The sequence below is a fragment of the Promicromonospora sp. NPDC050262 genome (genome assembly GCF_040655935.1).
Taxonomy (GTDB): Bacteria; Actinomycetota; Actinomycetes; order Actinomycetales; family Cellulomonadaceae; genus Promicromonospora.
In genome coordinates, this window is record NZ_JBFAKX010000005.1 from 14,194 (window position 1) to 38,806 (window position 24,613).

At 72.7% G+C, this 24,613-nt stretch carries 20 protein-coding genes; 1 reads left to right on the forward strand and 19 read right to left on the reverse strand.

Annotated elements, in window-relative coordinates:
* Nucleotides 1-183: 183 nt before the first annotated feature.
* The 16 genes from AB0I29_RS09370 to AB0I29_RS09445 all read right to left on the reverse strand — a co-directional run bounded on the left by AB0I29_RS09370 (nt 184) and on the right by AB0I29_RS09445 (nt 16,891).
* Nucleotides 184-2,364, reverse strand: a complete 2,181-nt coding sequence (locus tag AB0I29_RS09370) for an RICIN domain-containing protein (RefSeq protein WP_285103421.1) — start codon at nt 2,362-2,364, stop codon at nt 184-186.
* A gap of 93 nt (nt 2,365-2,457) precedes the next feature.
* Nucleotides 2,458-2,964, reverse strand: coding sequence for a hypothetical protein (locus tag AB0I29_RS09375; RefSeq protein WP_285103419.1), 507 nt, complete (start codon nt 2,962-2,964; stop codon nt 2,458-2,460).
* A gap of 43 nt (nt 2,965-3,007) precedes the next feature.
* A complete protein-coding gene (gene solA, locus AB0I29_RS09380; protein ID WP_357480764.1) occupies nt 3,008-4,150 on the reverse strand; it encodes an N-methyl-L-tryptophan oxidase in 1,143 nt (380 codons plus the stop codon).
* Nucleotides 4,151-4,206: 56 nt separating this feature from the next.
* Entirely contained in the window at nt 4,207-4,956 is a 750-nt protein-coding gene (locus tag AB0I29_RS09385) for an SDR family oxidoreductase (RefSeq protein WP_357480767.1), read from the reverse strand.
* A complete protein-coding gene (locus AB0I29_RS09390) occupies nt 4,953-5,894 on the reverse strand; it encodes a fumarylacetoacetate hydrolase family protein (RefSeq protein ID WP_357480770.1) in 942 nt (313 codons plus the stop codon). Before AB0I29_RS09390 ends, AB0I29_RS09385 begins: the two co-directional genes overlap by 4 nt.
* Nucleotides 5,891-6,799 carry an amidohydrolase family protein gene (locus tag AB0I29_RS09395; protein ID WP_357480773.1) on the reverse strand — a complete coding sequence of 303 codons (909 nt, stop codon included), beginning with the start codon at nt 6,797-6,799 and terminating at the stop codon, nt 5,891-5,893. The genes AB0I29_RS09390 and AB0I29_RS09395 overlap by 4 nt, the downstream gene beginning before the upstream one ends.
* Nucleotides 6,800-6,856: 57 nt before the next feature.
* On the reverse strand, nt 6,857-7,354 hold the full coding sequence (locus tag AB0I29_RS09400; RefSeq protein ID WP_357480776.1) for an RbsD/FucU domain-containing protein: 498 nt from the start codon (nt 7,352-7,354) through the stop codon (nt 6,857-6,859).
* Nucleotides 7,351-8,355 (reverse strand): ribokinase, encoded by a 1,005-nt coding sequence (locus AB0I29_RS09405; protein WP_357480779.1) that lies wholly within the window; start codon nt 8,353-8,355, stop codon nt 7,351-7,353. The genes AB0I29_RS09400 and AB0I29_RS09405 overlap by 4 nt, the downstream gene beginning before the upstream one ends.
* The gene (deoC, locus tag AB0I29_RS09410; RefSeq protein WP_357480782.1) at nt 8,345-9,049 is read right to left on the reverse strand and encodes a deoxyribose-phosphate aldolase; all 705 of its coding nucleotides are present in this window, start codon (nt 9,047-9,049) and stop codon (nt 8,345-8,347) included. Before deoC ends, AB0I29_RS09405 begins: the two co-directional genes overlap by 11 nt.
* Nucleotides 9,050-9,092: 43 nt before the next feature.
* Nucleotides 9,093-9,935 carry a carbohydrate ABC transporter permease gene (locus AB0I29_RS09415; protein ID WP_357480785.1) on the reverse strand — a complete coding sequence of 281 codons (843 nt, stop codon included), beginning with the start codon at nt 9,933-9,935 and terminating at the stop codon, nt 9,093-9,095.
* Complete coding sequence (locus tag AB0I29_RS09420; protein WP_357480788.1) at nt 9,932-10,846, reverse strand: sugar ABC transporter permease; 915 nt, start codon at nt 10,844-10,846, stop codon at nt 9,932-9,934. The genes AB0I29_RS09415 and AB0I29_RS09420 overlap by 4 nt, the downstream gene beginning before the upstream one ends.
* Before the next feature lies 1 nt (nt 10,847).
* Nucleotides 10,848-12,125, reverse strand: a complete 1,278-nt coding sequence (locus AB0I29_RS09425) for an extracellular solute-binding protein (RefSeq protein ID WP_285103399.1) — start codon at nt 12,123-12,125, stop codon at nt 10,848-10,850.
* A gap of 97 nt (nt 12,126-12,222) precedes the next feature.
* Nucleotides 12,223-13,692 (reverse strand): hypothetical protein, encoded by a 1,470-nt coding sequence (locus AB0I29_RS09430; protein ID WP_357480791.1) that lies wholly within the window; start codon nt 13,690-13,692, stop codon nt 12,223-12,225.
* Nucleotides 13,689-14,702 (reverse strand): aldo/keto reductase, encoded by a 1,014-nt coding sequence (locus AB0I29_RS09435; protein ID WP_357480794.1) that lies wholly within the window; start codon nt 14,700-14,702, stop codon nt 13,689-13,691. Before AB0I29_RS09435 ends, AB0I29_RS09430 begins: the two co-directional genes overlap by 4 nt.
* A complete protein-coding gene (locus AB0I29_RS09440; protein WP_357480797.1) occupies nt 14,695-15,699 on the reverse strand; it encodes a hydroxyacid dehydrogenase in 1,005 nt (334 codons plus the stop codon). The genes AB0I29_RS09435 and AB0I29_RS09440 overlap by 8 nt, the downstream gene beginning before the upstream one ends.
* Nucleotides 15,700-15,748: 49 nt before the next feature.
* The gene (locus tag AB0I29_RS09445) at nt 15,749-16,891 is read right to left on the reverse strand and encodes a mandelate racemase/muconate lactonizing enzyme family protein (RefSeq protein ID WP_285103393.1); all 1,143 of its coding nucleotides are present in this window, start codon (nt 16,889-16,891) and stop codon (nt 15,749-15,751) included.
* 110 nt (nt 16,892-17,001) lie between these two features.
* On the opposite strand from AB0I29_RS09445, the gene AB0I29_RS09450 reads away from it, so the two are divergent.
* Complete coding sequence (locus tag AB0I29_RS09450) at nt 17,002-17,739, forward strand: FCD domain-containing protein (RefSeq protein WP_357480801.1); 738 nt, start codon at nt 17,002-17,004, stop codon at nt 17,737-17,739.
* 76 nt (nt 17,740-17,815) lie between these two features.
* Here the strand turns inward: AB0I29_RS09450 and AB0I29_RS09455 are convergent, their stop codons facing one another.
* The 3 genes from AB0I29_RS09455 to AB0I29_RS09465 form a co-directional block, all read right to left on the reverse strand.
* Nucleotides 17,816-20,461, reverse strand: coding sequence for a right-handed parallel beta-helix repeat-containing protein (locus AB0I29_RS09455; RefSeq protein WP_357480804.1), 2,646 nt, complete (start codon nt 20,459-20,461; stop codon nt 17,816-17,818).
* Between the two features lie 83 nt (nt 20,462-20,544).
* Entirely contained in the window at nt 20,545-22,842 is a 2,298-nt protein-coding gene (locus AB0I29_RS09460) for a carboxypeptidase regulatory-like domain-containing protein (RefSeq protein WP_357480807.1), read from the reverse strand.
* Between the two features lie 71 nt (nt 22,843-22,913).
* Entirely contained in the window at nt 22,914-24,602 is a 1,689-nt protein-coding gene (locus tag AB0I29_RS09465; RefSeq protein WP_285103385.1) for an FAD-dependent oxidoreductase, read from the reverse strand.
* Between the last annotated feature and the right edge of the window lie 11 nt (nt 24,603-24,613).

A 24,613-nucleotide genomic window follows, 5' to 3' on the forward strand; every position in this document is an offset into this window, starting at 1 on the left:
ACTGGACTGTGCGGTCCACTGTGAGCCCCATAAATTGGACTAGCAAGTCCAATCCTTGCTACGCCCGCGGCCACTCCGCCGACACGCCCGCCCCAGACACGTTCGAGGCCCGGGTTTCTTCGCTTTGAGCCTGCTCAAAGCGAAGAAACCCGGGCCTCGAAGGGGAGGGTCAGCAGCCCCCGGTCACGGCCCCGTCGTCAGGTACGTCACCTGACGCGACGAGTTCACCGTCTCCCCCGTGTTGTTGATGACGCGCCGGATCGTGCCCACGCCGCCCAGCGACACGGTGACCATGTTGTGGAAGCGCACGCCCGACCGGACGGGCACCTCGAAGGCCCGCGCGTTCGCCACCGCCGGGTTGACGTTGAAGAACGCGTAGCTGCCCAGCCCCCAGGCCTGGTGGTCGGTCACGGCGTCGCCGACCTTGTACGCCGCCCAGCCCTCCGTGGAGCCGTTCATGTACGCGGCCTGGTTCGGCGGGTCGTACGGCATCTCGTTCTGGTAGAAGTACGTGCGCCCGCGCTCGCCGTTCCAGATGGTCTGGTACTGCTGGTAGTGCTCGACGAACAGGCCGTACATGGTCACGTCGTCGCCGTTGACGATCAGGCCGTTACGGCCGGTGTTGATGTTCCAGCCCACCGTCCCGTTGTTGCCGTGGTCGGCCCGCCAGATCCAGGCGTGGTCGCCGATCACGTCGTCACTGTTGACCTCCATGCTCACCACGGCCTTGCCGGCGACCGAGCCGCCCACCCGGATGAACACGTCGGACAGCACCGTCGGGTTGGCCGCGTGGTCGGCCGACGAGCCGGCCGGGCCCACCTGCAGCAGCACGTTCGAGCCGCCGGTCCCGGCGTCGAACATGATCCCGGCCAGGCGCACGCCGTCGACGTCGGCCACGCGCATGGCGTCGATGCCGCCCTGCGGGACGAACGTGGCGAGGCCCAGCCCCAGCACCACCGTGTCCGCACGGTTGACCTGGAGCGTCTGGTTGATCTGGTAGGTGCCCGGCGTGACCAGCAGGTGCTTGCCGGCGGCGAGCGCCGTGTTCATGCTGGCGGCGGTGTCGCCCGGCCGCACCACATGGAAGTCGCCGATCGGCAGGGACCGGCCGGCGGGGTCGCCGTTGGCCCAGGTCGTCCCGGTGGAGCCGGACCGGACGGCCGGGACGAAGACCCGGTAGGAGCCGTTGTCGTCGACGTAGAGGTACGGCTTCTCGGCGACCTTCGGGGTGGTCGCGATGGTCGTGTAGGGCGGGTTGGGGAAGCTGTTCGACGGCGTCCCCGTGCTGCCCACGAACACCTGGTTCCAGTTCGACCCGGTCCAGCTGCCCATGGCGGAGTTCCGGGTGAGGAACTGCTGCTGGGTGCCGGAGTTGATCTGACCGTCGATCTTCGAGTCGGCGATGAAGCCGCCGGACGACCAGCCGCCGTCGGACAGGGCGAGCCCGCCGCGCAGGTGCATGCGCCGGTAGGGCGCCGCCTGGGACACCGACCAGCGGTCGTTGCCGTCGGCGGGCGTCACGGACAGGCCCTCGGCGGAGCGCCAGAAGTTCTGCGTGGCGTTCTGCGAGCCGTCCGGCCACCAGTCGGCCTCGACGTGCACGTGGCCGTTGATGTTCACGTCGTCGGGCACCAGGCCGAGGCCCGCCACCTGCGTGAAGAAGCCGACGTTCGCGTCGACGTCGTAGGAGCCCGGGTAGAACAGGAGCGCCTGGCGCTGGGGTCCGAACTGGTTGGTCTCCTGGGCGTCGAAGACGCTGTTGAGCTTGGCCTGGACCGCGGAGTCGGACATGGAGGTGTCGAAGACCGCCACGTTCGGGCCGAGGTCCGGGTTGGCCGGGTCCGGCAGGACCGGGTCGGGGTTGGGCTGCGGCACCGAGCCTCCGTTGTGCGTCCACTTCTGGTTGGCGGCGCCGGTGCAGGTCCAGAGCTGCACCTTGGTCCCGTTGGCCGTGGCGCCGCCCGTGACGTCCAGGCACTTGTTCGCGGCCTGGTTCACCAGGTCGCCGGCCCCGGTCAGGGTCCACTTCTGGCTCGCCAGGGAGGCGTAGCAGTCCCACAGGTGGACGACGGCGCCGTTCGCCGTCGAACCGTCCGCGACGTCGAGGCACTTGCCGCGCCCGCGGACGGAGCCGTCGTCGGCGAAGGTCCAGGACTGGTTGGCGTTGTTCGCCGTGCAGTCCCAGACCTGGGGCCGGTTGCCGTTCGCCGTGGACCCGTCGGTCACGTCGAGGCACCGGCCGCTGCCCGAACCGACGATGGTGCCGGTGGAGGCGGCGACCGCGCCGGGGGACGCGACCACCCCCAGCAGGCCAGCGAGCAGGACGGCGCTCAGTGCGCCGACCACCTTCCGAACAGGGGACATGGCAGCCTCCGGCAGGGTCTGGCGCCGCATCGTCGCGGCGGCACCTCACCCTACCGATCCACTTACTAACCTGTCAGTAGGTAAAACCCCGTATCAGCGCCGCCGAGGCAGGGGCTTGGGCTCGGCCGGGTCCGCGCCCTCCCCGCCCGCCGGGACCGCCGCGGCCGGGGCCAGGGCGGCGGCCAGCTCGCTCTCGTCGGCCGTCGCGCGGCAGTAGACCCGCTTGCCGGTGCCCTTGCACAGCTCGTGCAGGCCGGCGGCGAAGGCGTGCAGGTCCTCGGGCTCGGCGCGGCGGAACCGCCGCGAGAGCGACCAGTGCTTGACGACGTCGTCCAGCGTGGTGGGTCGCACCATGCCGAACAGCGTGACCAGATGGTTGGACAGCCGGATCAGCAGCCGGGCGCCGTCCGGGCTCTCGGCGACGAGCTGCGCGCTGCGCAGGCCGTCGTCGCCGGTGGGACCACCGAGCAGCCGCTCCAGCTGGCCCAGCACGGAAGCGGGATCGACCACGTGGGATGCCACGGCTCCGTCGATCTCGCCGCCGTCGATCGTCAGGGCAGCCGTCTCGTCGTCCGGGGCTGCGAAATACTCGAACCTCATGCGCGCATCTTTCCGCATGTCAGGGGGTGCTCGGTGCCATTCTTCACGCGAACCGGTCCGGGTTCATGAAGCTCACGTCGCCGTAGGTGGGCTCCCCGACCGCGATCTGCGCCAGCAGCTCGCCCACGCCCGCGACGTGCTTGAACCCGTGCCCGCTGTCGCCGCCCGCCATCACCAGGCGCGGGTCGCCGCCGGGCCGGCCCACGAGGAACTGCTCGTCCGGCGAGTTGGTGATCATGCAGGGGATCGCCTTGACCGGGACCGGGTCCACCTGCGGGAACGCGGCCGCCACGGTCTCGGCCAGGCGGTCGACGTCGGTGCGCGGGTGGATGTAGCGGTCCAGCTCGTCGGGGTCGGTGTCGTCGTGGCCGTGGTCGCTCAGCCCGATCTTGATGTGGAAGCCGTCGCCGCTGCCGTGCCCCCAGAGGCCGCGCCCGTCGGCGAGCTCGTAGATGAACGAGGGGAAGGCCGACAGGTCGAACGCCTGGTCGGCGCCCGTCCGGGGCGCGAACCAGAACAGCGGCGTGCGGCGCGGCCGCAGCGGCAGGCCGGGCAGGAGCTTCGCGTTCCAAGCCCCGGCGGCCACCACGGCCTGCCCGGCCTCGAACACGGCGGTCGGCGTGGTCACGCGCACGCCGCCGTCCACGAGCTCCACCGCCGTCACGCGCGTGCCGGGGTACACCTGGGCGCCCGCCTCGACGGCCGCCCGGACCTGCGCCCGGACGTTGCGCTCGGGAAAGCACAGGCCGCCCTCGGGGTCGAACACCCCGACGGTCTCCTCGTCGTACCCGGCGTACTGCGGGTACCGGCGCACCAGCTCGTCGTGCGACAGGTGGTCCAGCTCGACGCCGGCCGCGGCGGCCGCCGCCGTCGTGCCCTGGACCACCCGCGAGGCCGGGCCGCCCACGTTCAGGCAGCCGGTCTGCTCCACGTAGGACTCGCCGTACCGCTCCCCCAGCTCGGTCCACAGCGCGAGCGACCGGCGCGCCACCGCGGCGAGCCCGGGGTGCTCCATGCAGGCGACCCGGAACAGCCGGGTCACGCCGTGCGAGGAGCCGAGGTTGTGGCCCACGTCGAAGCGGTCGATGCCGGCCACGGAGACGCCGCGCTCCGCGAGGCGCCACAGCGCGGCGCTGCCGAACCCGCCGAGCCCGACCACGACGACGTCGGAGGTAATGGTGTTCACCTCCGCACGCTAACCCGCGGCCGGGCCGGGCGGGACCGCCCGCCCGGCCGTCGAGATCAGGACGCCGGGCGGACGCGGAGCGCGTGCATGCCGCCGTCCACCGCGATGGTCGTTCCCGTGGTCGACGCCGCCAGGGGGCTCGCCAGGTAGGCGACCGCCTCGGCGACCTCGTCCGCGGAGACCAGCCGGCCGTGCGGCTGCCGGGCCTCCAGGGCGGCGCGCTCGCCCGCCGGGTCGGCCGCGCTCGCCAGGAGCCGCCCCACCCAGGGGGTGTCGACCGTCCCGGGGTTCACGGCGTTGACCCGGATGCCCTCGCGCACGTGGTCCGCGGCCATGGCCTGCGTCAGCGCCAGGACCGCACCCTTGCTGGCGCTGTACAGCGCGCGCTGGGGCAGGCCCGCGGTCGCCGCGATGGAGCACGTGTTGACGATCGCGGCGGCGGGCGAGCGCCGCAGCAGCGGCAGCGCGGCCCGCGTGGTGCGGGCGATGCCGACGACGTTCAGGTCGAGCACCCGCAGCCACTCCTCGTCCGGGTTGTCGGCCACGGTGCCCTGCGCGCCGATGCCCGCGTTGTTCACGAGCACGTCGAGCCGGCCGAGCTGCGCCTCGACGGCGGCCACGGCGGCCTCGACCGAGGCGGCGTCGGTCACGTCGACCGGCAGGGCGAGGTCGGCGTCGGCCGCGTCCGGGTCCACGTCGAAGACCGCCACCCGTGCGCCGCCCGCACGCAGCCGGCGCACGATCGCGGCGCCGATCCCGGAGGACCCGCCCGTGACGACGGCGACGAGGCCGTCGAAGGCGGTCATGCGCGCACCTCGGCGTTCTCCGCCACCCCGGCGTTCCCCGTGGAACGGGCGTCCTCCGTGGAGCGCGCCCACGCCACGTACTCCTGCCGCTGGCGGCCCAGCCCGTCGATCTCGACCTCCACGACGTCGCCCGGGGCGAGGTACGGGAACCGGCCCGACAGCGCCACGCCCTCGGGTGTGCCCGTCAGGAGCACGTCGCCCGGTTCGAGCGCGAGGTACTGGCTGAGGGTGTGCACCAGCACGTCCACGCCGAAGATCAGGTCCGACGTGGTCGAGTCCTGGCGCGGCTCGCCGTTGACCCAGGACCGCAGGCGCAGCCCGGCCCCGAAGGCACCGTCCGCGCCGTCCGTCGCGTCGGCCTCGTCGGGCGTGACCAGCCACGGGCCCAGCGGCGTGAATCCCGGGGCGTTCTTGCCCTTGGACCACTGGCCGCCGGACTCCTCGATCTGCCACGCCCGCTCGGACAGGTCGTTGGCCACGGTGTAGCCGGCGATCACGTCGCGGGCCTCCTCGGGCGAGTCGAGGTAGCTGGCGCGGCGGCCGATCACCACCGCGAGCTCCACCTCCCAGTCCGTCTTGCGGCTGCCCCGGGGAATGGTGACGACGTCGTCCGGCCCGGCCACGGTGTTCGGCGTCTTGAGGAAGATCACCGGACGCTCCGGCGGGGCGGAGCCCGACTCCGCGGCGTGCGCGGCGTAGTTCATGCCCACGCAGACGACCGCCGACGGCCGCGCGACCGGGGCGCCGAACCGCACGCCCTCGACGTCCACCGGCTCCAGCGTCCCCGCCGCGAGCGCCGCGCGGGCGCGCGCGACGCCGTCGGCCGCGAGGAACGCCCCGTCGATGTCGGCCGTCAGCGGGCTCAGGTCGTGCCAGACCTCGCCGTCGTGCACCACGGGACGCTCCTGGCCGGGGGTTCCGATCCGGGCGAGCTTCATCCTTGCTCCTCTTCGATGGTTGGTGCGGGCAGGCCGTACGCGCGCCGCGCCGTGCCGTGCCAGATCGCGTCCTGCTCGGTGGGCGACAGCCCGGCCAGGAGGTCCGTCAGCGTGTCGACCCACCGGTCGTAGCGGGTGGCCAGGAGGCTGACGGGCCAGTCGGAGCCGAACATCAGCCTCCCGGGCCCGAAGGCCTCGACCGCATGGTCGACGGCGGGCCGCAAGCCCTCGGTCGACCAGTGGTCCCACGACGCCTCGGTGACCAGGCCCGAGAGCTTGGCCGTCACGTTCGGCGCTGCGGCGATGGCGTCGATCGCCGCGGCCCAGTCCGCGAGGTCGCCCGCGGTGGTGGGGTCGTCGCCGGCGAGCGGCGGTTTGCCCAGGTGGTCCAGCACGAACGACACCTCGGGCTCCTCACGCACCAGGCGGGCGACGGCGGGGAGCTGCTCGTGCCGGGTCACCAGGTCGACGGCCAGGCCCTCCCCGGCCACGGTCCGCAGGCCCCGCCGCAGGTCTGCGCGGTCGAGGTACCCGGGGTCCTGCTCCGCCTGGACCATCGACCGGACGCCGACCAGGTGCGCTCCCCCGGGACCCGACCGCAGCCGCGCGACGGCGTCCGCGACGCCGGGGTCGGCGAGGTCCACCCAGCCGACCACGCCCAGGACCACCGGGGTGCGCGCCGCGAGGTCCAGGAGGTCCGTCGTCTCGGTCTCGACCGGCACGGACTGCACCACGACCGTCCCCGTCACGCCCTGGCCCGCCAGCGCGCGGTCCAGGTCGTCCGGCGTGAAGTCGGCGTCGATGGCGCCCATCGTGCCGGGGTCGATCCAGGGCTGCGGCGTCCGCGAGCGGACCCAGAGGTGGTGGTGGGCGTCGATCTTCCGGGGCACGGCCTTGTGCGTCATGGCGTCATCCTTCCTGCCCTGATCCTTCCTGCGGGAACCTGAACGGCCCAGCCCGGTTCAGGCGAGGTCCGGGCGGACGGACTCGCTGATCAGCCGACGCCGCTCCACGTACGCGGGCAGGATCGTCACCTCGTCGTCGTCGAACCACTCGAACGGCGCCGTCGAGGCCACCAGGGCGAAGTTGGCCCAGGGCTCGAACGAGCCGGACCGCACCACGACCTTGGCGCGCGGCGCCCACTCGGCGATGAGCGCCTCGTGCGTGGTCCCGTGGAACGTCGCCCCGGAGCCGGTGAAGATGTCCTGCACCTCGCCGTACAGGCGCGGGTGGTGGGACTTGAGCTCGGAGGCGAAGTGCGCCTCCTCGAAGTAGGTCGAGTCCAGGAGCGCCCGCAGCACCGACTGCACGTCGAGCTGCCCGCGCGTCAGGGCGAGGTCCACCCGGTTCGCGCCGTCCGGGATGGGGAAGCCCGCGTCGGTGACCAGCACCACGTCGGTGTGCCCCAGCGTGGCCAGGCTCCCGGCCAGCCCGGGGTGCAGGATCCGTCCGGCTCTCATCGTCGCGCCTCCGTGCTCGTCGTCGTGCTCGTGGTCGTGCTCGTGGTCGTGCTCGTCGTCGTGCTCGTGGTCAGGAACGCCTCGACCGTGGCCCGGTCCTGGTAGGACGGGACGGTCTCCCAGTGCTCGCAGCACAGTGCGGCGACGGCGCCCGCGAACCCCGCGGCGGCGGGCAGGTCCCGGCCCTCGCCGAGGGCCACCGCCAGGGCCGCGTTGAAGCTGTCGCCGGCGCCGTTGGAGTCGACGACGGCGACGCGCACCGGCGCCACCTCGGCCGCGCCGTCGGCCGTGACGACCAGCGCGCCGGCCTCGCCGAGCGTGATCACCACGGCACGCGGGCCGAGGGCCAGCAGGCGCCGGCCCAGCACCGCGGGCGGCGTGACGTCGTCGGGCCCGAGGCCGAGGGCCGCCTTGGCCTCGTGCTCGTTCGGGGTGAGCACGTCCACGCAGGTCAGGTCGGTCCCGCGCAGGTCGACGGCGGGCGCGGGGTTGAGGATCGTGGTGACCCCCGCCGCGTGCGCCACGGTGAGCGCGTGCAGGGCGGTGGCCAGCGGGATCTCGAGCTGGGTCAGCGCGACGTCGGCGGCGCGCAGCGTACCGGCTGCCGCGTCGACGTCGGCCGGCGAGAAGCTGCCGTTCGCCCCGGGGTCGACCACGATGACGTTGGCGCCCGCCGTGTCCTTGACGATGAACCCGACGCCCGTCGACTCGCCCGCCGCAACCCGCAGCCCGGCCGGGTCGACGCCCTCCTGCTCCAGGAGGTCGCGGAACTCCGCGCCGTAGACGTCGTCCCCGATCACGCCGAGGTACGACACCCCCGCCCCGAGCCGGGCCGCCTGGACGGCCATGTCGGAGCCCTTGCCGCCGAACGTCCCGCGGAAGTCCCGGCCGATGAGCGTCTCGCCGGGGGCCGGGATCCGGTCCGCCGTCATGACCAGGGCCTTGGCGTAGCTGCCGACGACGGCGACGGCGGCCCGCCCGGCGACCGTCTCAGTAGGCATCCGGGTCCCCCACCAGGCCGTCGACGATCGCCGGACCCGAGCTGGTGCCGACCAGCTCCGCGCCGGCCTCGAACAGGGACCGCATCTTCTCCAGCGAGTTGACCTTGCCGGACACCTTGACCCGGCACGGCGCCTCGATGTTCTCGGCGAGCAGGCGCACGTCGTGCTCCGTGGCCGCGAGGCCGCCCTTGCCCCAGCCCGAGGACTGCTTGACCCAGTCGACGCCCGCCTCGTAGGCGATCCGGGTGGCCTTCACCTTGAGCTCGTCCGTCTCCAGGAACCCGAACTCCAGCATCGCCTTGACCTTGACGCCCTCGGCATGGGCCACCTGCACGATCTCGGTGATGTCCTGGGCGTACAGGTCCTCGTCGCCGCCGAGCAGGAGCCCGGGGTGCGGCGGGAAGTCGAACTCGTCCACGCCCTCGGCCACCAGCGCCCGCAGCGCGGCCAGCCGCATCGACAGGGTGTCGTTGGCCATCGGGAAGTTGAGGGTCGAGGCCACGCGCACGCCCGTGCCGGCCAGCACGTCCTTGGCGAGCGACACCCAGTAGGGCGCGATCATCGCGGCGTCGAACCCGTACTCGACGCAGGTCTCGACGTGCGCGACGAGGCCCGCCCGGGTCAGGTCCGGGTTGACGTTGGTGTACTGGATCGCCTGGGCGACCTGCTTGGAGTCGGTGAAGTCGACGGTCATCGGGGGTCTCCTTGAAGACGGGTGGGATGCGGGCAAGGCGGGCTCAGCCCTTGACGGCCCCCGCCGAGAGGCCGCCCATGATGTGCCGCTGCATGAGCACGAAGATCAGCAGGATCGGCACCACGGCGAGCAGCAGGGTGGGGAAGACGATCTCGTAGTTGGTCGTGTAGGTGGACACCGCGGCGTACACGCCGGTGGTGATCGTCCGGAACTGCGAGCCGGGGCCGAGGATGAGCTGCGGGCTCACGAAGTCGTTCCAGGCGCTCAGCGCGTTGAGGATGAACGCGGTGGCGACGATCGGCCGCATGAGCGGGAACACGATGGTCCAGAGGATGCGCTGGCGCCCCGCGCCGTCGATCGCCGCGGCCTCGTCCAGCGACCTCGGCAGCATCCGGATGTACCCGCTGAAGATGAAGAGCGTGAACGGGATCATCGTGGACGACATGAACAGCACCAGGCCCGGCAGCGTGCCCATGAGCCCGAGCGTCTTGAGCACGAAGATCGCCGGGACCAGGATGATCTGCGCCGGCACGAACATCCCCGCGACGAAGAAGAACAGCAGGAACCGGAACAGCGGCGTGGGCGTGCGGGCGATCGTGTACGCGGCCGGGACCGACGCCCCGATGGCCACCACGTTGCACGCCACCACCAGGAACAGCGTGACGGCGTAGCCCTCGACCACCGGGAAGCTCGTGTTCTGCCACGCGGCCGCGATGTGGTCGGTGGTCAGGGTGGCCAGGTCGAACCCGAGCGGCGACAGCAGGATCTCCTGCTGCGGCTTGAACGCGTTGACGACCATGATGTACATCGGCACGAGCATGGCGGCCGAGAGCACGGCCACGACGGCGACGCGGACCGCCGTGCGGATCGGGCTGGTGCGCGTCATCCGACGGCCTCCGCTCCTTCTTCGGCCCGCCTGCGGAGCGCGATGATCGTGAATGACAGGACCCCGGCCACGACGACGAGCAGGACCGCCTGCGCGCACGCGAGGCCCACCTTGTTGTTGGCGAACGAGACCGCGAGGATCTCGTACGCCCAGGTCTGCGTGGCGTCCCCCGGCCCGCCGTTGGTCAGGCCCAGCACCACGTCGTAGACCTTGAGCAGCGACAGGATCGACGTGACGATCGTGACCGTCACGGTCGGCGCCAGCGCCGGCCAGGTCACGTGCCGGAACACCTGGGGACCGCCCGCGCCGTCGAGCCGCGCGGCCTCCTGGAGCTCCGGCGAGACCGCCTGCAGGCCCGCCAGGTACAGGACGAGCTGCACGCCGAACTGCGCCCACACGATCACGCCGATGAGGGTGACCAGCGCCCAGTCCGGGTCGGACAGGAAGGGCCAGGTGGACTGACCCGCGTTCTCCAGCAGGTTGTTCACCGCGCCCTGCGGCCCCAGGATCGCCTGCCACAGGAATCCGACGATCAGGGCCGACAGCACGTGCGGGTAGAACATGACGGCGCGCGCGAACGTGTTGAGCGCCGTGGTGCGGCGCAGCAGCAGCGCGAGGCCGAGGGCGGCGCCGTTCACCAGGAACGCGCCGACCACGGCGATCACGAGCGTCACCCAGGCCGCCGGGCGCAGGTCGCCGATCGGGTCGGCGATGATCCGCGCGTAGTTCTCCCAGCCCACCCACGTGGGCGCCTGGCTCGGGATCCCGTTGTACTGCGTGAACGAGTAGTAGACGGCGTACCCGACCGGCACCACCGTCAGCCCGGTGTAGACGGCGGCGGCCGGGAGGGTCATCAGCCCGTTCGCGAGACCGGAGAGGACGCCCCGCCGGGTGGTCGTGGTGCGCGCCATGTCAGCCGAGCTTCTCCGCCTCGTACCAGGCGGTCAGGTCGCCGGCGACGTCGGCCGGCGCGCGACCCTGCCACAGGCCCTGGACGAGCTCGGTGAACTTCGGGTTGAACCCTGCGACCGGCAGCGCGTAGTCGCCGACGGTCTGGTTGCCGGGCACCACGTACGACGGCGCGGCGTCGGACAGCTCCTGCACCATCCCCGCGTACTCGTTGCTGCTGGGCTCCAGGCCCTCGCGGCTGAAGCTGTCCATGTCCGCCTGGGCGGCGATGGCGGCCTCGTCCGTGGTCAGGTACTCGACCAGCGCCGTGGCGCCGTCCGGGTTCGCCGTGCCCTTCCACACCATGTACGGGAAGGCCAGGGTGGCGCCCATGGGTCCGGGGGCGTCTGCGGCGTCGTCGACCGGCGGGGCGAACACGCCCACCTCGAACTCCGGCGGGGATGCCGCGAGCGTGGTGCTGAACCAGGAGCCCATCGGGTAGACGCCCACGTCGCCCGCGATGAAGTTGGCCTCCTGCGTGCCGCTGTCGGTCGCCACGTCGTCGGCCGTCGTGTAGCCCGCGTCGATCCAGTCGGCGACGTGCTCGAACACCGGCTGGAACTGGTCGCCCAGGGTGGAGGAACCGTCCGCGACGCTCTGCTGCCAGCCCGGCGTGGTGACGTTCTGCTGGGGGTGCCAGATCTCCTGGACCTGCACGCCGGTGGCCCAGTCCGAGGCGAAGGCGATGGGGGTGGCCACGCCCTGCTCGTCGAGGGCGGCGAGCGCGTCGTCCAGCTCGTCCCAGGTGGTCGGCGGCTCGGTGATGCCCGCCTCCTTGAAGAGGTCCGCGTTGTAGTACATCAGCGACTGCGCCTGCATGCCGACGCCGACGACGTTGATCGTGCCGTCCGTCGAGTACAGGTCGGCCATCGGGGTGCCGGAGGCCCACTCGTACTCCGTCAGGTCGAGCACCTCCGGGGCGGTGTCGGGCCCCGGCACGATCGACTCGATGACGTCGGGGGCGGTGCCCGCCGCGAGGAGCGCGGGGAACGACTCGGCGACCGACTGGCCGCTGGGCCCCTCGATCTTGACGTCGATCCCGGTCTCGTCCTCGAAGGGCTTGACCAGCTCCTCCCACTTGGCCTGGGTCAGGTTGTCCGTGATGTTCACGAGCATCCGCACGGAGCCGTCGTCGGCCGCGTCGCCGCTGCCGCCCTCCGAGCCGCAGGCCGCGAGCGCGAGGACCGGGGCCATGCCGAGCACCACGGCTCCGCGCGCTCGGCGCAGGAACGTAGTTGACATCTTTGTCTCCCTACCTTGGGGTCCGAGCCGGGCCCGGTCGCGGGCCACGGCTAGTTGTCATACATACTACATGTGCAAAGTTCGATGCAAGGGTGCGCTACGCGTCGCGCAGGTGCCCCCGGTACGGCAGATCGCCGAGCACCGACACGTCGGTCTCCCGGGTCGAGTCGTCGAGGCGGTAGATGCCGTCGTCGGCCACGAAGAAGTGCGGCGCCCCGGGGAACTCCAGCTCCCGCGGCAGCGGCTCCTTGTCGGTCCAGGCGAAGTACGAGCGCCCGAAGGTGTCGCGGTCCTTGCGGCCGTACAGGCTGAGGTCGCCGGCCGTCTCGGGGCTCAGGACGGCCCAGTGCACGCCGTCCTCGACCCAGTACGCGCGGTCGGAGAGCAGCACGGACTGCCGGTCGGGGTCCGTGAACACCTCGGCCCAGAACGAGTCGAGCGTGCTCACGTGCCGCACCAGGAACATGAGGTCGTGCGCGTGCCACGCGGTGCTCGGGGCGACGTCCGCCTCGTTGTGCCAGCCCGTGGCCGACGCGAAGTACCCCGCCGGCGTCTGGTAGCGCGCGTAGGTGGCGAGGCACGCGTCGACGAACCGGCCGAGCTCGGGGTTGCTCACCTCGGCCAGGATCTCGTCGATGCCGTAGAGGCTCAGCCCCATGCCCGCGACGAGCATGGGCGACGTGGTGCGCAGCACGGTCTCGCCGTTCACGTACCAGTAGCGGTGGAAGCGGGTGCAGCCCCGCTCGTCCACCCAGGCCGAGCGCGCGACGTGCAGGGCCAGGCGGACCGCCTCGTCGAGCAGGTCGCGGCGTCCGAACCGGCGCGCGCCGAGCACGAGCGGCACCATCATCAGCCCGTAGTACTCGGCCGGCTCCAGGATGCCCCCGCCGGCCCGCTCGGTAGGCTGGCGGTAGGCCCCGGCGCTCGCCTCGTCGGGTACGCCCGGGGCCGTGCTCAGCCGCACGAGGGTGTCGAGGTCGTCCTCCAGCTCGTCCGCGTACCGGTCGTCGCCGGACAGCTCCGTGTACCGGAGCTTGGCCCAGACCCGCGCGTACTCCTGGTTGACGGTGCCCTCGGGCGTCGGCCGACCGCCGCCGTACACACGGCACGCCTCCAGGTTCGCCGCGACCGCGGCCAGCACCTCCGCGACCTCCGCGGGGTCCAGCAGGTGCCCGGCGTGCCGCAGCCCCTCCAGCAGGCCGATGCAGCCCGCCATGTTGTGGATGAGGCCGGCCGTGGCCGACTCCCCCACCTGGAAGCCGATGTGCTTGAACTGGCCGTCGTCCTGGACGGTGCGCGCCTGGAACAGCATCATCCGGCGCCACAGGTCCAGCCCGCGGTCGTCGGGGTGCCGGGCGAGCGCCTCGGCGAACGCCGCCGTGGCGGGGGCGGAGAACGCCTGGTGCCCGCTGGTGAAGTCGATGAACGTGGCGGGGTTGGTGCCCCACACGCTGTGGTTGTGGAAGCCCCGGATCTGGCCTTCCGCACCCACCCAGGTGCGCATCCAGCGGGCGAGCGCGGTCACCTTCGGCGACGTCGCGGGCCCGGTGGCGTGGTGGGTGGTCATGACGTGCTCCGTCCTGTGGATGGTTCGTGCGGCGCGAGGCGGTCGGCCGGTACCAGGCCGAGCCGGTCCAGCTCGGCCCAGAGCGCTTCGGGCACGTCGCGCGCGATCCGCTCGGCCGACGTCGTGACGTGCGCCGCGGTACGCATGCCCATGACCACCGACGCCACGGCGGGGTGCCGCAGCGCGAACCGGGCCGCCAGGTCGGGGACGGTCACGCCGTACGGCTCGGCGACGTCGGCGATGCGGTGCACCCGGGCGACCAGGTCGCCGGGTGCCTCCGCGTAGTCGAACCGGGCGCCGGGCCGCGGGCGCGGGTTCGCGAGCAGCCCCGAGTTGTAGACGGCGGCCGCGACCACCGACACCCCGCGCTCGACGGCGGCGGGCAGCAGGTCCTCGACGGCGGCGGCGTCCACGAGCGTGAACCGCCCCGCACACATGACGACGTCGACGTCGGTCTCGCGGACGAACCGGGAGAGCATCGCCGACTGGTTCATCCCGGCGCCGATCGCGGAGACGACGCCCTGGTCGCGCAGCTCCACGAGGGCCTGGACGCCGCTCGTGGACGCCTGCTCCCAGTGCGCGTCGGGATCGTGCAGGTAAACCACGTCGACGCGGTCCAGCCCGAGCCGACCGAGACTGCCCTCCAGGGACCGCAGCACGCCGTCGCGCGAGAAGTCCCACTCGCGCCGGTGGGCGGCCGGGACGGCGAATCCACCGTCGTCGGTCAGGTGCGCGCGCTCCGGCGTCGGCACCAGGGCCCGCCCCACCTTGGTGGAGACGACGTACTCGGCGCGCGGGCGGCCCGCGAGCGCCGCGCCCAGCCGCCGCTCGGACAGCCCGAGCCCGTAGTGCGGCGCGGTGTCGAAGTACCGGATCCCGGCGTCCCAGGCGGCGTCGACGGCGTCGCGCGCCTCCTGGTCGGTGGTCTCACGGTAGAGGTTGCCGAGCTGCGCGGCGCCGAGGCCGAGCTCGGTCAGACGGGTGCCGGTGCGCAGGGTGTGCTCACGCATGCGGTGCTCCCAGGTCGTCGGGGTGGGCGAACGGCAGGCCGGCGGCGTACCGCTCGGCCTCGGCCACCACCAGGTCGCCGATGCGGTGCAGCTCGCCGCCCGCCGACCCGGCGACGTGCGGGGTGAGCACCACGTTCGGCAGGTCCCACAGCTCGCTGTCGGCGGGCGGCGGCTCCTGCTCGGTCACGTCGAGCACGGCGTCGATGCGGCCGGTGCGCAGCTCCGCGACCAGCGCCGCCTCGTCGACCACGGCACCCCGCGCGGTGTTGACCAGCGTCGCGCCGTCGGGCAGCAGCGCCAGGATCCGGGCGTCGATCTGGCCGATCGTCTCCGGGATCGCCGGCTGGTGGAGCGACAGCACGTCGCTCTGCGCCGCGACCTCCTCCAGGGTGCCGTACCGCGCCCCGAGCGCGGCCGCGCTCTCCGGGTCCAGCTCGGGGCTCCAGACGACGACGTCGAGGTCGAACGGCCGCAGCAGCTCGATGACGCGGCGCCCCACCTGCGACGCGCCCACGATGCCGACGGTCCGGCGGTAGTTGCCGAGGTGCGCGGGCTCGCGCTCCCGGTCGGGCAGACGCCGCGTGGCGCGGTACTCCCGCTCCGCGGCTCGCGTGCGCTTGTTGGCCAGCAGGACGGTGGCGAGCGTGTATTCAGCGACGGGCAGGGCGTTGACGGCGCGCGCGTTGGCGGCGACCACCCCGCGCGCGGCGTGGGCCGCGGGGTCGGCCAGGCAGGTGCTCGCCACTCCCCCGGCGTAGAGCACGGCGCGCAGCCGCGGGGTGTCGTCGACCGTGATGCGGGGTGCGCCCCAGCCCGCGAGCAGCACCTCGGCGTCGGCGAGCGCCCGGCGGGCCATGTCGGTGCCGGTCCCGGTGACCACGTGGGCGACGTCGACGTCGAGCACCGCCGCGATCCGGTCGAGGGCGCCGGGCGTGAAGACCTGGCCCACGAGGGACGGGGGCCCGAACGCCAGGACGGCGCGGGGGCGCTGGGACATGGTGGTCATCTCTCTGTGCTGGGTGGGCTGGTGGGTGGGCTGGGCCGGGTCACGGCCGGCGCGGGGCGAGCCGCAGGCCGGCGTCGGCGGGGCGGACGTGGGGCCCGGCGGGGGCCGACCACGCCCCCGACTCACGCTGCGCGGCGATGAGCGCCTCGTCCACCTCGATGCCCAGACCGGGCGACCTGCCGAGAAGTATCCCGCCGTCGGTGAACTCCTGGTCCACGTTCAGCCCCACCGGGGCCTCCAGGTCCTGCACCTCGGTGACGAGGTGGTTGGGCACGGCCGCCGCCGCGTGCGCCACCGGGTTGGCGTCGTACGCCACCGGGCTCACGGGGAGGTCCCGGCCGAGGGCCAGCACCGAGACCCGGAGGAAGTGGGTGATGCCCCAGACGCTCCCGGCCTGCACCACGCCCACGGCGTCGGCGTCGAGGAGCTGGCGGTACTGCTCCAGGCCGGTGAGGTTCTCCCCGGTCGCGACCGCGGCCTGCACACCGGACACGACGGCGCGGTGCCCCGCGACGTCCCAGCGGCGCACGGGCTCCTCGATCCAGGTGAGGTCGACCTGCTCCTCGACGCGGCGGGCGAGCCGGACCGCCTGGTGCCGGCCCCAGGACTCGTTCACGTCGTACATGATCGCGGGCTGGTCGCTGTTGACGCGCAGCACGTCGCGGACGGCCGCCAGGCGCTTCACGTCGCGGTTGATGTCCAGGCCGCCCTTGACCTTCGCGCCGGTGTAGCCGCGTTCGGCCCATCGCTCGTAGAGGCCGACCAGCTCGTCGTCGTCGAGCGCGTACTCCAGGCCCGAGGCGTAGCCGGGCACGAACCGGTCGGTGGCGCCGAGGGTCTGCCACAGCGGCTCGCCCGCCATCTTCGCCTTGAGGTCCCACAGGGCCATGTCGAGCGCGCCGATGGTGCCGAAGGTGCCGCCGTGGTGCCCCGACTTGAACACGAACGCGAGCATCCGGTCGTACAGCGCGGTGACGGCCCGCGGGTCCTGCCCCTCCAGGGCGGGAAACACCCGCTCGATGTCGGCGTGGGCACCGAGGCCGACGCCGGTCAGGCCGCCGTCGGTCTCGACCAGCACGATCGGCACCTCGGTCACGCCGCTGGCCACCACGCCGTTGACGTCGCCCACAGGTCGACCCCAGCGATGGATCGTGGTCAGGCTCCGGTACCCGGTGATTCGCATCGTGCTCCACATCGTCGTCGAGACAGCACGCTCGCGACCCTGCGCCAGCATGTCATTCATAACTTATGATACGAGTGACGATAGTACAACACTCGACTACGCTCTCTCTGGTGAACTCGACACCCGCGGCCGGCGCAGCCGTACCCCGCCCCCAACGGCACCGGCCCCCGCTCGCCGCGGCTGTCGTCAAGAGCCTGGTCACGGCGATCGTCGTCGGCGACTACGCCCCTGGCTCGGCGCTGCCGCCGGCCGGAGTGCTGTGCGAGCAGTACGAGGTCAGCCGCACGGTGATCCGCGAGGCGACCACCACCCTGGCCGAGAAGGGCCTCGTCGCCACCCGCCAGGGCTGGGGCACGGTGGTGCTCGACCAGGAGCAGTGGAACCTGCTGGACCCGATGGTGCTCGACGCGCTCTTCCAGCGCGAGGACCGGCTGGTCTACCTCGACAACCTCGTCGAGGTGCGCGCGACCCTGGAGTGCGCCATGGCCGCGCGGGCGGCCGGCCGGCTGGACGCCGCGCAGCGTGCCGCGCTGACGGCCAAGGCCGAGGAGCTCGCGGGCCTGATGGACGACCCGACCGCCTACGCGGCGGCCGACGTCGAGTTCCACGAGCTGATCCACCGCGCCTCGCAGGACGCGTTCGGCCGGGCGATCGTGTCGAACATCCAGGGCAAGGCCCTGCACACGCCCCAGTACAGCGGGCACCCGACGCGCGAGGACATCGAGCTGACGCACCGGCAGCACACACACATCCTGGACGCGCTGCTGGCGGGCGACGCGGAGGCGGCGTCGGCCGCGATGCACGACCACATCACGGGCAGCTGGGCCCGCCGCCGCCCGACGGACTGACCCCACCCGCTCGTTGAGTGCTGGATATTCGCCCTCCTGGCACACGAAAAAGGGCGAATATCCAGCACTCAGCGGGTCACGGGGTGGGGTGGAGGCGGTTCCACTCGGCTATCCAGGTCTGGCCGAAGGCCTTGGCCACTGCTCCCGTGGTCGAGAAGCGGAGGGTCTCCTCGTCCAGGCCCGCGTCCTCGAGCGACGTCGGGCGGACGACGTTCGTGCCCACCCTGTCGCTCCAGCGGGACAGACCGTACGTCTCGGCCGGGGCCGAGAACGTGGCCGAGCCCGCCGCGTACTCCCCGCCGCCGATCACGACCGAGTGGTCGAGCTCGATGCGCGACGGCGCGTAGAGCGAGTTCGCGCTGTTCCACACCGTGGCGCGGTCGCACCCGTTGGTGGCGTCGGTCGCGTAGTCGGCCGCCGTGCAGGCCAGCCCGGTCGCGGTGACCCGGGGCACGTACCAGTCGGCGATCTCCGGGTAGACGATCGGGGTGCCGTCCGAGTAGGTGTGCTCCCCGCTCGTGTAGTGCTCGTGCCAGGTCGCGACCGTCTGCGGCGTCGCGCTGTACTTCTCGCCGGGACGCACGTCGAGGAACGTGTTGAACCGGCTGTGCACCACCCAGGCGTTGGACACCGGCAGGGACTTCTCGCCCTTCTGGTGGTAGAGCATGTCGTGGCCGGTGCGGTCGACGTCGATGTAGACGTTGTCGTTCGCCGTGTTGCTGTGCCCCGACTGGAAGAACACCCCGGAGTGCGCGCCCTGCACCACGTTGTGGTGGAACCGCATGCCGGACGCGCCGTCGTCCATGTAGAACGCGTCGTTCGAGCCGCCGATCTTCTCGAAGTGGTTGTACGCCACCTCGTTGCCGAGGAACGTGTAGTCGCGCCCCGTGTAGACCACGCCCTGGTCGCCGGCGTTCTTCACCAGGTCGTAGAAGTGGTTGTGGTTCACCTTCATGTCGTTGCCCATGATCTGGACCGCCATGTGCGGGGCGTCGTGCACGTAGTTGTGCTCGAACGTGTTGCCGACGCCGTACAGGTACCCGGCCGGCGTGTACGTGGCGAGCTTGGAGAACCGCGCGATCTCGTTGTACCGCGCCACGTTGTCGCCCCGTTCCAGGGTGCTGCGGTCGCCGCCCCCGAGCAGCACGCCGCCCCCGCCCAGGTCGTGCAGGTACGAGTTCCGCACCACGTTGCCGTGGCCGCCCTGGAAGGTCTGGTAGTCGGGCATCGCGGTGATGGTGTCGGCGGGCCGGCCGATCCGGACGGCGTCCATGCTCACGTTCGAGATCTCGACGTCGTCGATCAGCGTGTCGACGGCGTCCAGGAGCTGCACCCCGCTGACGAGCGACCCGGTCATGCCGAGCCCGCGCAGCGTGACGCCGGTGGTGCCGTCCAGGTGGAAGAAGTTCTTGTCGAAGGACATCAGGGAGACGTCCTTGCCCTCGACCGTCCCGTCCGCAGGCCGGTAGTAGAGCACGTCATGGCCGTCGTACCGGTCGACGTAGTACTCCCCGGCCACGTCCATCTCGGACAGCACGTTGACCACCTTGACCTTGGTCCACTCGTCCTGCGGGATGTACATCGAGGGGTACTTGGCGTAGAGCCGGTCCTCGTTCCACGAGAGCAGGCGGACCATGTCGTTGGCGTAGTTGTTGCCGAGGTAGCCGGACAGCCACGCCTCGGTCTCGTACCGCGAGCTGTCGACGTCCTCGATCCACCGCGGGTCGAGCTGCACCGGCACGCCGGAGTACTCGCCGAGGCCGCGGCCGCCCAGGTCGTCCACCACGGGCTCGGCCTGCGGCGCCCAGCGCTGGTAGCGGTCGCCCTCGGCCGCCCGTCCGCCCACCGTGAAGATCGACGGCGTCATGGTCCGCATCCGCTCGGGCGTCCACGAGCCGCGCTCGTCGGGGTCGGCCAGGGTCTGCTTCTTGTCCTCGAACTGCCCGCGCGGCGTGGTCCCGCTGCGCTCCCAGGCGCCCTGGGCGCCGAACCGGCCGAGCAGGTCGACGTTCATCAGGTCCTGCGGCCCGGCGGCACCCCACTTGCTCCCGGTGCCCCACAGGTGGCACGCGGTGTCCTTGGTCTCGCAGGCGTTCCCGTTCGGGTACTCCGCGAGCGTCTGCGTGGATCCGTCGACCACCAGCTCGGGCGCGAACGGCTGCTGCACCCAGTTGAAGCCGTTCTTGTAGAGCGTGCCGGGGTCGATCCCCTGCGCGCCCAGGTCGTAGACCCAGACGCCGTCCCGCAGCGCATCGCTGTCGAGGCGCGCGTTCGCCGTGTACCGCGGCTGCGCCAGCTCGTCCGCGCCGAGGTCGGCGAGCCGCTGCCACCCGTCGGCGGGCAGCTCGTGCGTGCCCGTGATCGTCACCTCCTCGCCGCGGTACGCGGTGTAGGTGACCCACGAGTTCGCGGCGCCGCTCAGCGCGACCGTGTCGTCCAGCACGTACTCGCCGCCCCGGACGTAGACGGTGCCGCGCGCCCGCTCCGAGGTGCGGCCCGCCAACGCGTCGCGCGCGGCGGCGATCGTGCGGAACGGGGCCCGCTTGGTGCCCGGGTTCGCGTCGTCGCCCGTGGGGGCGACGTACACGACCAGCCGCTCGTGGGCGGACGGCGGCGGCAGCGCCGACGCCGGGGCGCCGGCGCCGAGCGCCGCGACCGTCGTGAGCACCAGGCCGGCGGCGACCGTGCGCAGCCGCGTGCCCGGATGGATCCTTCTCGTCATCGAGAGACTCCCTCGTCGTGTGCCATGCAGAGAACATGTATGACATGTGCACAGTAAAGGGAGGGCTGCCGACCCCGCAAGCCTCAGCTCCGGCGGCGTGACCCCCGGACCATCGCGACGCCCACGGCCACCAGCACCCCGGCGGCCAGCGCCACCGAGCCGACGGTCGCGCCGGTGGCGGCCAGGTCGCCCGGCTCTGCCGGGTCCGGTTCGGGCCCGGCCGACGGGTCGGTGCCCGGCGCCGGGCTCGGCGCCTGCGTGGCGTTCGTGAGCACGAAGTCGAGCCCGGTGACCTCGGTGTCCACCACCTCGAAGGTGACGCTGCCCTCGCCGTCCACCACGTACCCCTGGCCGGGGTGCACGACGGCGGTGTACGTCCCCGGCGGCAGCTCCGTCGTCCAGGTGCCGTCGGCGTCCGTGGTCGCGGTGCCGGCCCGCGCGCCGCCGGCGTCGGCCACGGTCACCGTGGTGTCCGGCACGGGCGCGCCCTCGGTGTGGGTGACCGTGCCGCCGACGGGCAGCTCCTGCGGCTCGACGGACTCGTCGACCAGCGCGAAGTCCTCCTGGAGCAGGTCCTCGCCGGCGCTGGTCACGGTGACGGACCGCTCGGTGACGTCGGCGGTGTAGCCGTCCGGCACGGTGAGGGTGATCGTGTAGTCGCCCGGCGGCAGGTCGCCCACGAAGTACCCGCCCACGTCGTCCGTGACCAGCGTGACCGGGCCGTCCGGGCCCGTCACCGTGACGGTCGCCCCGGCCACGGGCTCCCCGGCGTCGTCGGTCACGGTGCCGCCGATCGCCCCGGGGTGGGACAGGCCGAAGTCGACGCCGGTCACGTCGTCCGCGCCGACCGAGACGTCCCGCGTGTCCGGACCGTCGGCCCGGTAGCCGTCGGGCACGGTGACGCTCACGGTGTGGTCGCCCGCCGGCACGCCCTCGAAGACGTAGGTGCCGTCGGCGCCCGTCGTCGTGCTGACCGTGCCGTCCGGGCCCTCCCGCGTGACGACGACCCCCGCGACGGGTTCGCCGCCCGCGGTCACCGCGCCGGAGACCGACGCCGGCGCCCGCAGCACGAAGTCGTTGCCGGTGCTGGCCTCCTCCTGGCCCACCTCCACCGTGATGTCGCCCGGCGTGGTCGCGACCGTGAACCCCTCGGGCAGGTCGCTCAGCGCGAACGTGTACTGCTGCGGCTGGTCGTTCTCGGCGTCCCAGCCGACGTGGTCGATGACGTACACGCCGGACGAGCTCGTCACGGCCGTGAGCGGCGCCCCGCCGCCGACCGGCGTGAGGGTGACCGTCGCGCCGGGCACGGGCGTGCCGTCGTCGGTCAGCACCGTGCCGCTCACGGCCACGGGTACGACGTCGCGCGCCGCGAGGTCGACGCCCGTGGCGTCGGCGTCGGTGAGGTCCACGTCCGTGACCAGCCGCTCGCCGTACGGCACGAGCCCGAACGGGTGCTCGTCGTCCGCCTCCGGCAGGGTGGTCAGCTCCACGCCGTAGCCGGACGCGGCCGTGTACCCGGGAAAGGCGTACTGGCCGCTATCGTCCGACGTCGTCGTGGCCAGCTCGGCGCCGTCCGGCCCGAAGAGGGTGAGGGTCGCGCCCGGCAGCACACCCTGCGGGGCCCCGGCGTCGTCGACGAGGTTGACCGTCCCGGAGATGTCGCGCGCCAGGGAGGCGAACCACGTCTGGTACACCGGGAAGCCGCTGCGCTGGAAGAACTGGACGGTCAGGGTCTTGATCGGCGTCGTGGGCCGGAACCAGCCCGCGGCGCCCGAGGTGTCGGTCGCGTCCGCGTTGCCGATCAGCTCGCCGGTGGCCGGGTCCCACGCGGGTACGTCCGCCGGGTCCCCCGTGCACGACGGTGAGCCGGCGACCGTGCAGTAGTTGAAGCCGCCCTGGAAGCCGAGCTCCGTGCCCCCGAGCTGCCGCCCGTCGGCGCCGAGCGCGGTGACGACCGCGCGGTCCGCGTCGATGTCGCCGAGCACGAACGCCCAGCCGCTCGCCGGGGTCGGGCGCTCGAACGTGTAGGTGGTGGTCGACGGCGACGTGGGCCGGTCGGCCTGCGGGCGCAGGTTGAGGTACTGCTGGTCCCGGCTCGACCCGAAGACCGCGCCCGGCGGCGTGGCCGCGCTCAGCCAGGAGGACGCCCCGGAGATCACGCCGACGCCGCCGCGCGAGTCGGAGGTGACCGTGGCCTCGGGAAATCCGCCGGCCGGGAGCCGCACGCTCGTCGACCAGTCGCCGGCCGAGCCGGTCAGCGGGTCCCACTCGGCCCATCCGGCGGTGGTCTCCGCCGACGCCGACATCGTCGGAATGACAGCGCCGATCGCGACGAGAACCGCCGTCGCGAGCACGCCCAAGCCCCCTGCAGTGCGCTTCACGATCGACACGTTATGAGACAACCCGTCTCAGCGCGCGTGGAAAGATGCGCCCGCATCGGATTCGCGACGGTTCAGGCGCCGAACTCCCGGGCCCGCAGGCGCGCCAGGTGGGCGTGGACCAGCGGCAGCACCGACGCGCCCTCGCCGCTCGCCGACGCGACCCGCTTCATGGACCCGGCGCGCACGTCGCCCACCGCGAAGACGCCTGGCACGGTCGTCTCCAGGCTCGCCGGTGGCTGGCCGTCGACCCAGGCCTCGCGGGGCACGTCCCGGCCGGTCAGCACGAAGCCGCGCTCGTCGAGCGCCACGCCCTCGGGCAGCCACGCGCAGTCCGGCTCGGCACCGAGCAGGCAGAACAGCCCGTCGGCGGAGGTCTTGGTCGACTCGCCGGTCTCCAGGTCCTCGAGGCGCAGCCACTGCAGCCAGGCGTCCCCGCCGCCGTCGGCGACGACGGTCCGGGTGCGCACCTGGATGGTCGGCGTCGCCTCGATCTCCCGCACCAGGTAGTCCGACATGGTCTCGGCGAGGCTCGCGCGGCGGACCAGGATGGTCACCCCGCCCGCGAACTTGGCCAGGTGTACGGCGGCCTGGCCGGCGGAGTTGCCGCCGCCGACCACGAAGACGTCGCGGTCCTGCATCTCGCGTGCCATCGACGTGGCCGCGCCGTAGTACACGCCCGCGCCCACGAGGTCCTCGACCCCGGGCACGCCCAGGCGGCGGTAGCTCACCCCGGTCGCGAGCACCACGGTCCGGGCGCAGAGCTGCGCGCCGCGGACGTGCACGTGCTGGTGCTCGGGCTCGTTCGGCGGCCCCGGCTCGATCCGCGCCGCGGGGCGCCCCGTGAAGAACCGCGCGCCGAACCGGCTGGCCTGGATGCGGGACCGCTGCGCGAGCCGCATGCCCGAGATGCCGCGCGGGAACCCGAGGTAGTTGCGGATCATCGAGCTCGACCCGGCCTGGCCGCCGATCGCGTCCCGTTCCAGCACGACCGTGGCCAGCCCTTCGGACGCCGCGTAGACGGCCGTGGCCAGGCCCGCGGGTCCGGCGCCGACGATCGCGACGTCGGCGATCACACCGTCAGGGATCGAGTCGAAGCCGCCGTAGATCGCCTCGGTCACGGCGGCCGGCGTCGCCGCGGACAGCGCCTGGCCCCGGAACGTGCTGACCACCGGCAGCTCGGCCCCCGGGCCGGCGGCCTCGAGGATCGCCTCGGCCTCCTCGTCGTCCGGCGTGAGCGAGCGGTAGGGGAAGCCGAGGCGCTCCAGGAGGTCCCGGACGGCCGCCGCGTTCCGGTCCCCGGGCTCGGCGACCAGGTCCGTCACGGTCACGACGGGCCGGCCGACCGACCAGCCCCACTCGGAGAGCAGCTCGATCAGCGCGGTGTGGAACTCCTCGTCGCGCGGCCCGCGCGGGAGGATGACGTACGTGTCGAGGTCGCGGCGCGTCATCGCGTCCCGCAGCTCGTCCAGGCTGTCGTTGAAGTACTCGAACGGGACCAGCGACACGCGCCGCGCGGTGGCGACGACGGAGGGGAGCTGGTGCAGCAGCTCGATCGCCGTGCCGTCGGCCAGGTGGTGCTCGGCGGCGACCATCGCGATCTGCTCGCCCTCGCCGACGAGCGCCCGCGCCCGGTCCAGGCACGCGGCCAGACCGTCGGTCAGCTCGATCCGGTAGTCGCGGTCATACCGGGCGCGGAACTCCTGCTCGACGACGTCGGCGTGGTCGCCGCCCGCCAGCAGGATGACTGGCCTGTCGTCCATGGCGCCCAGCG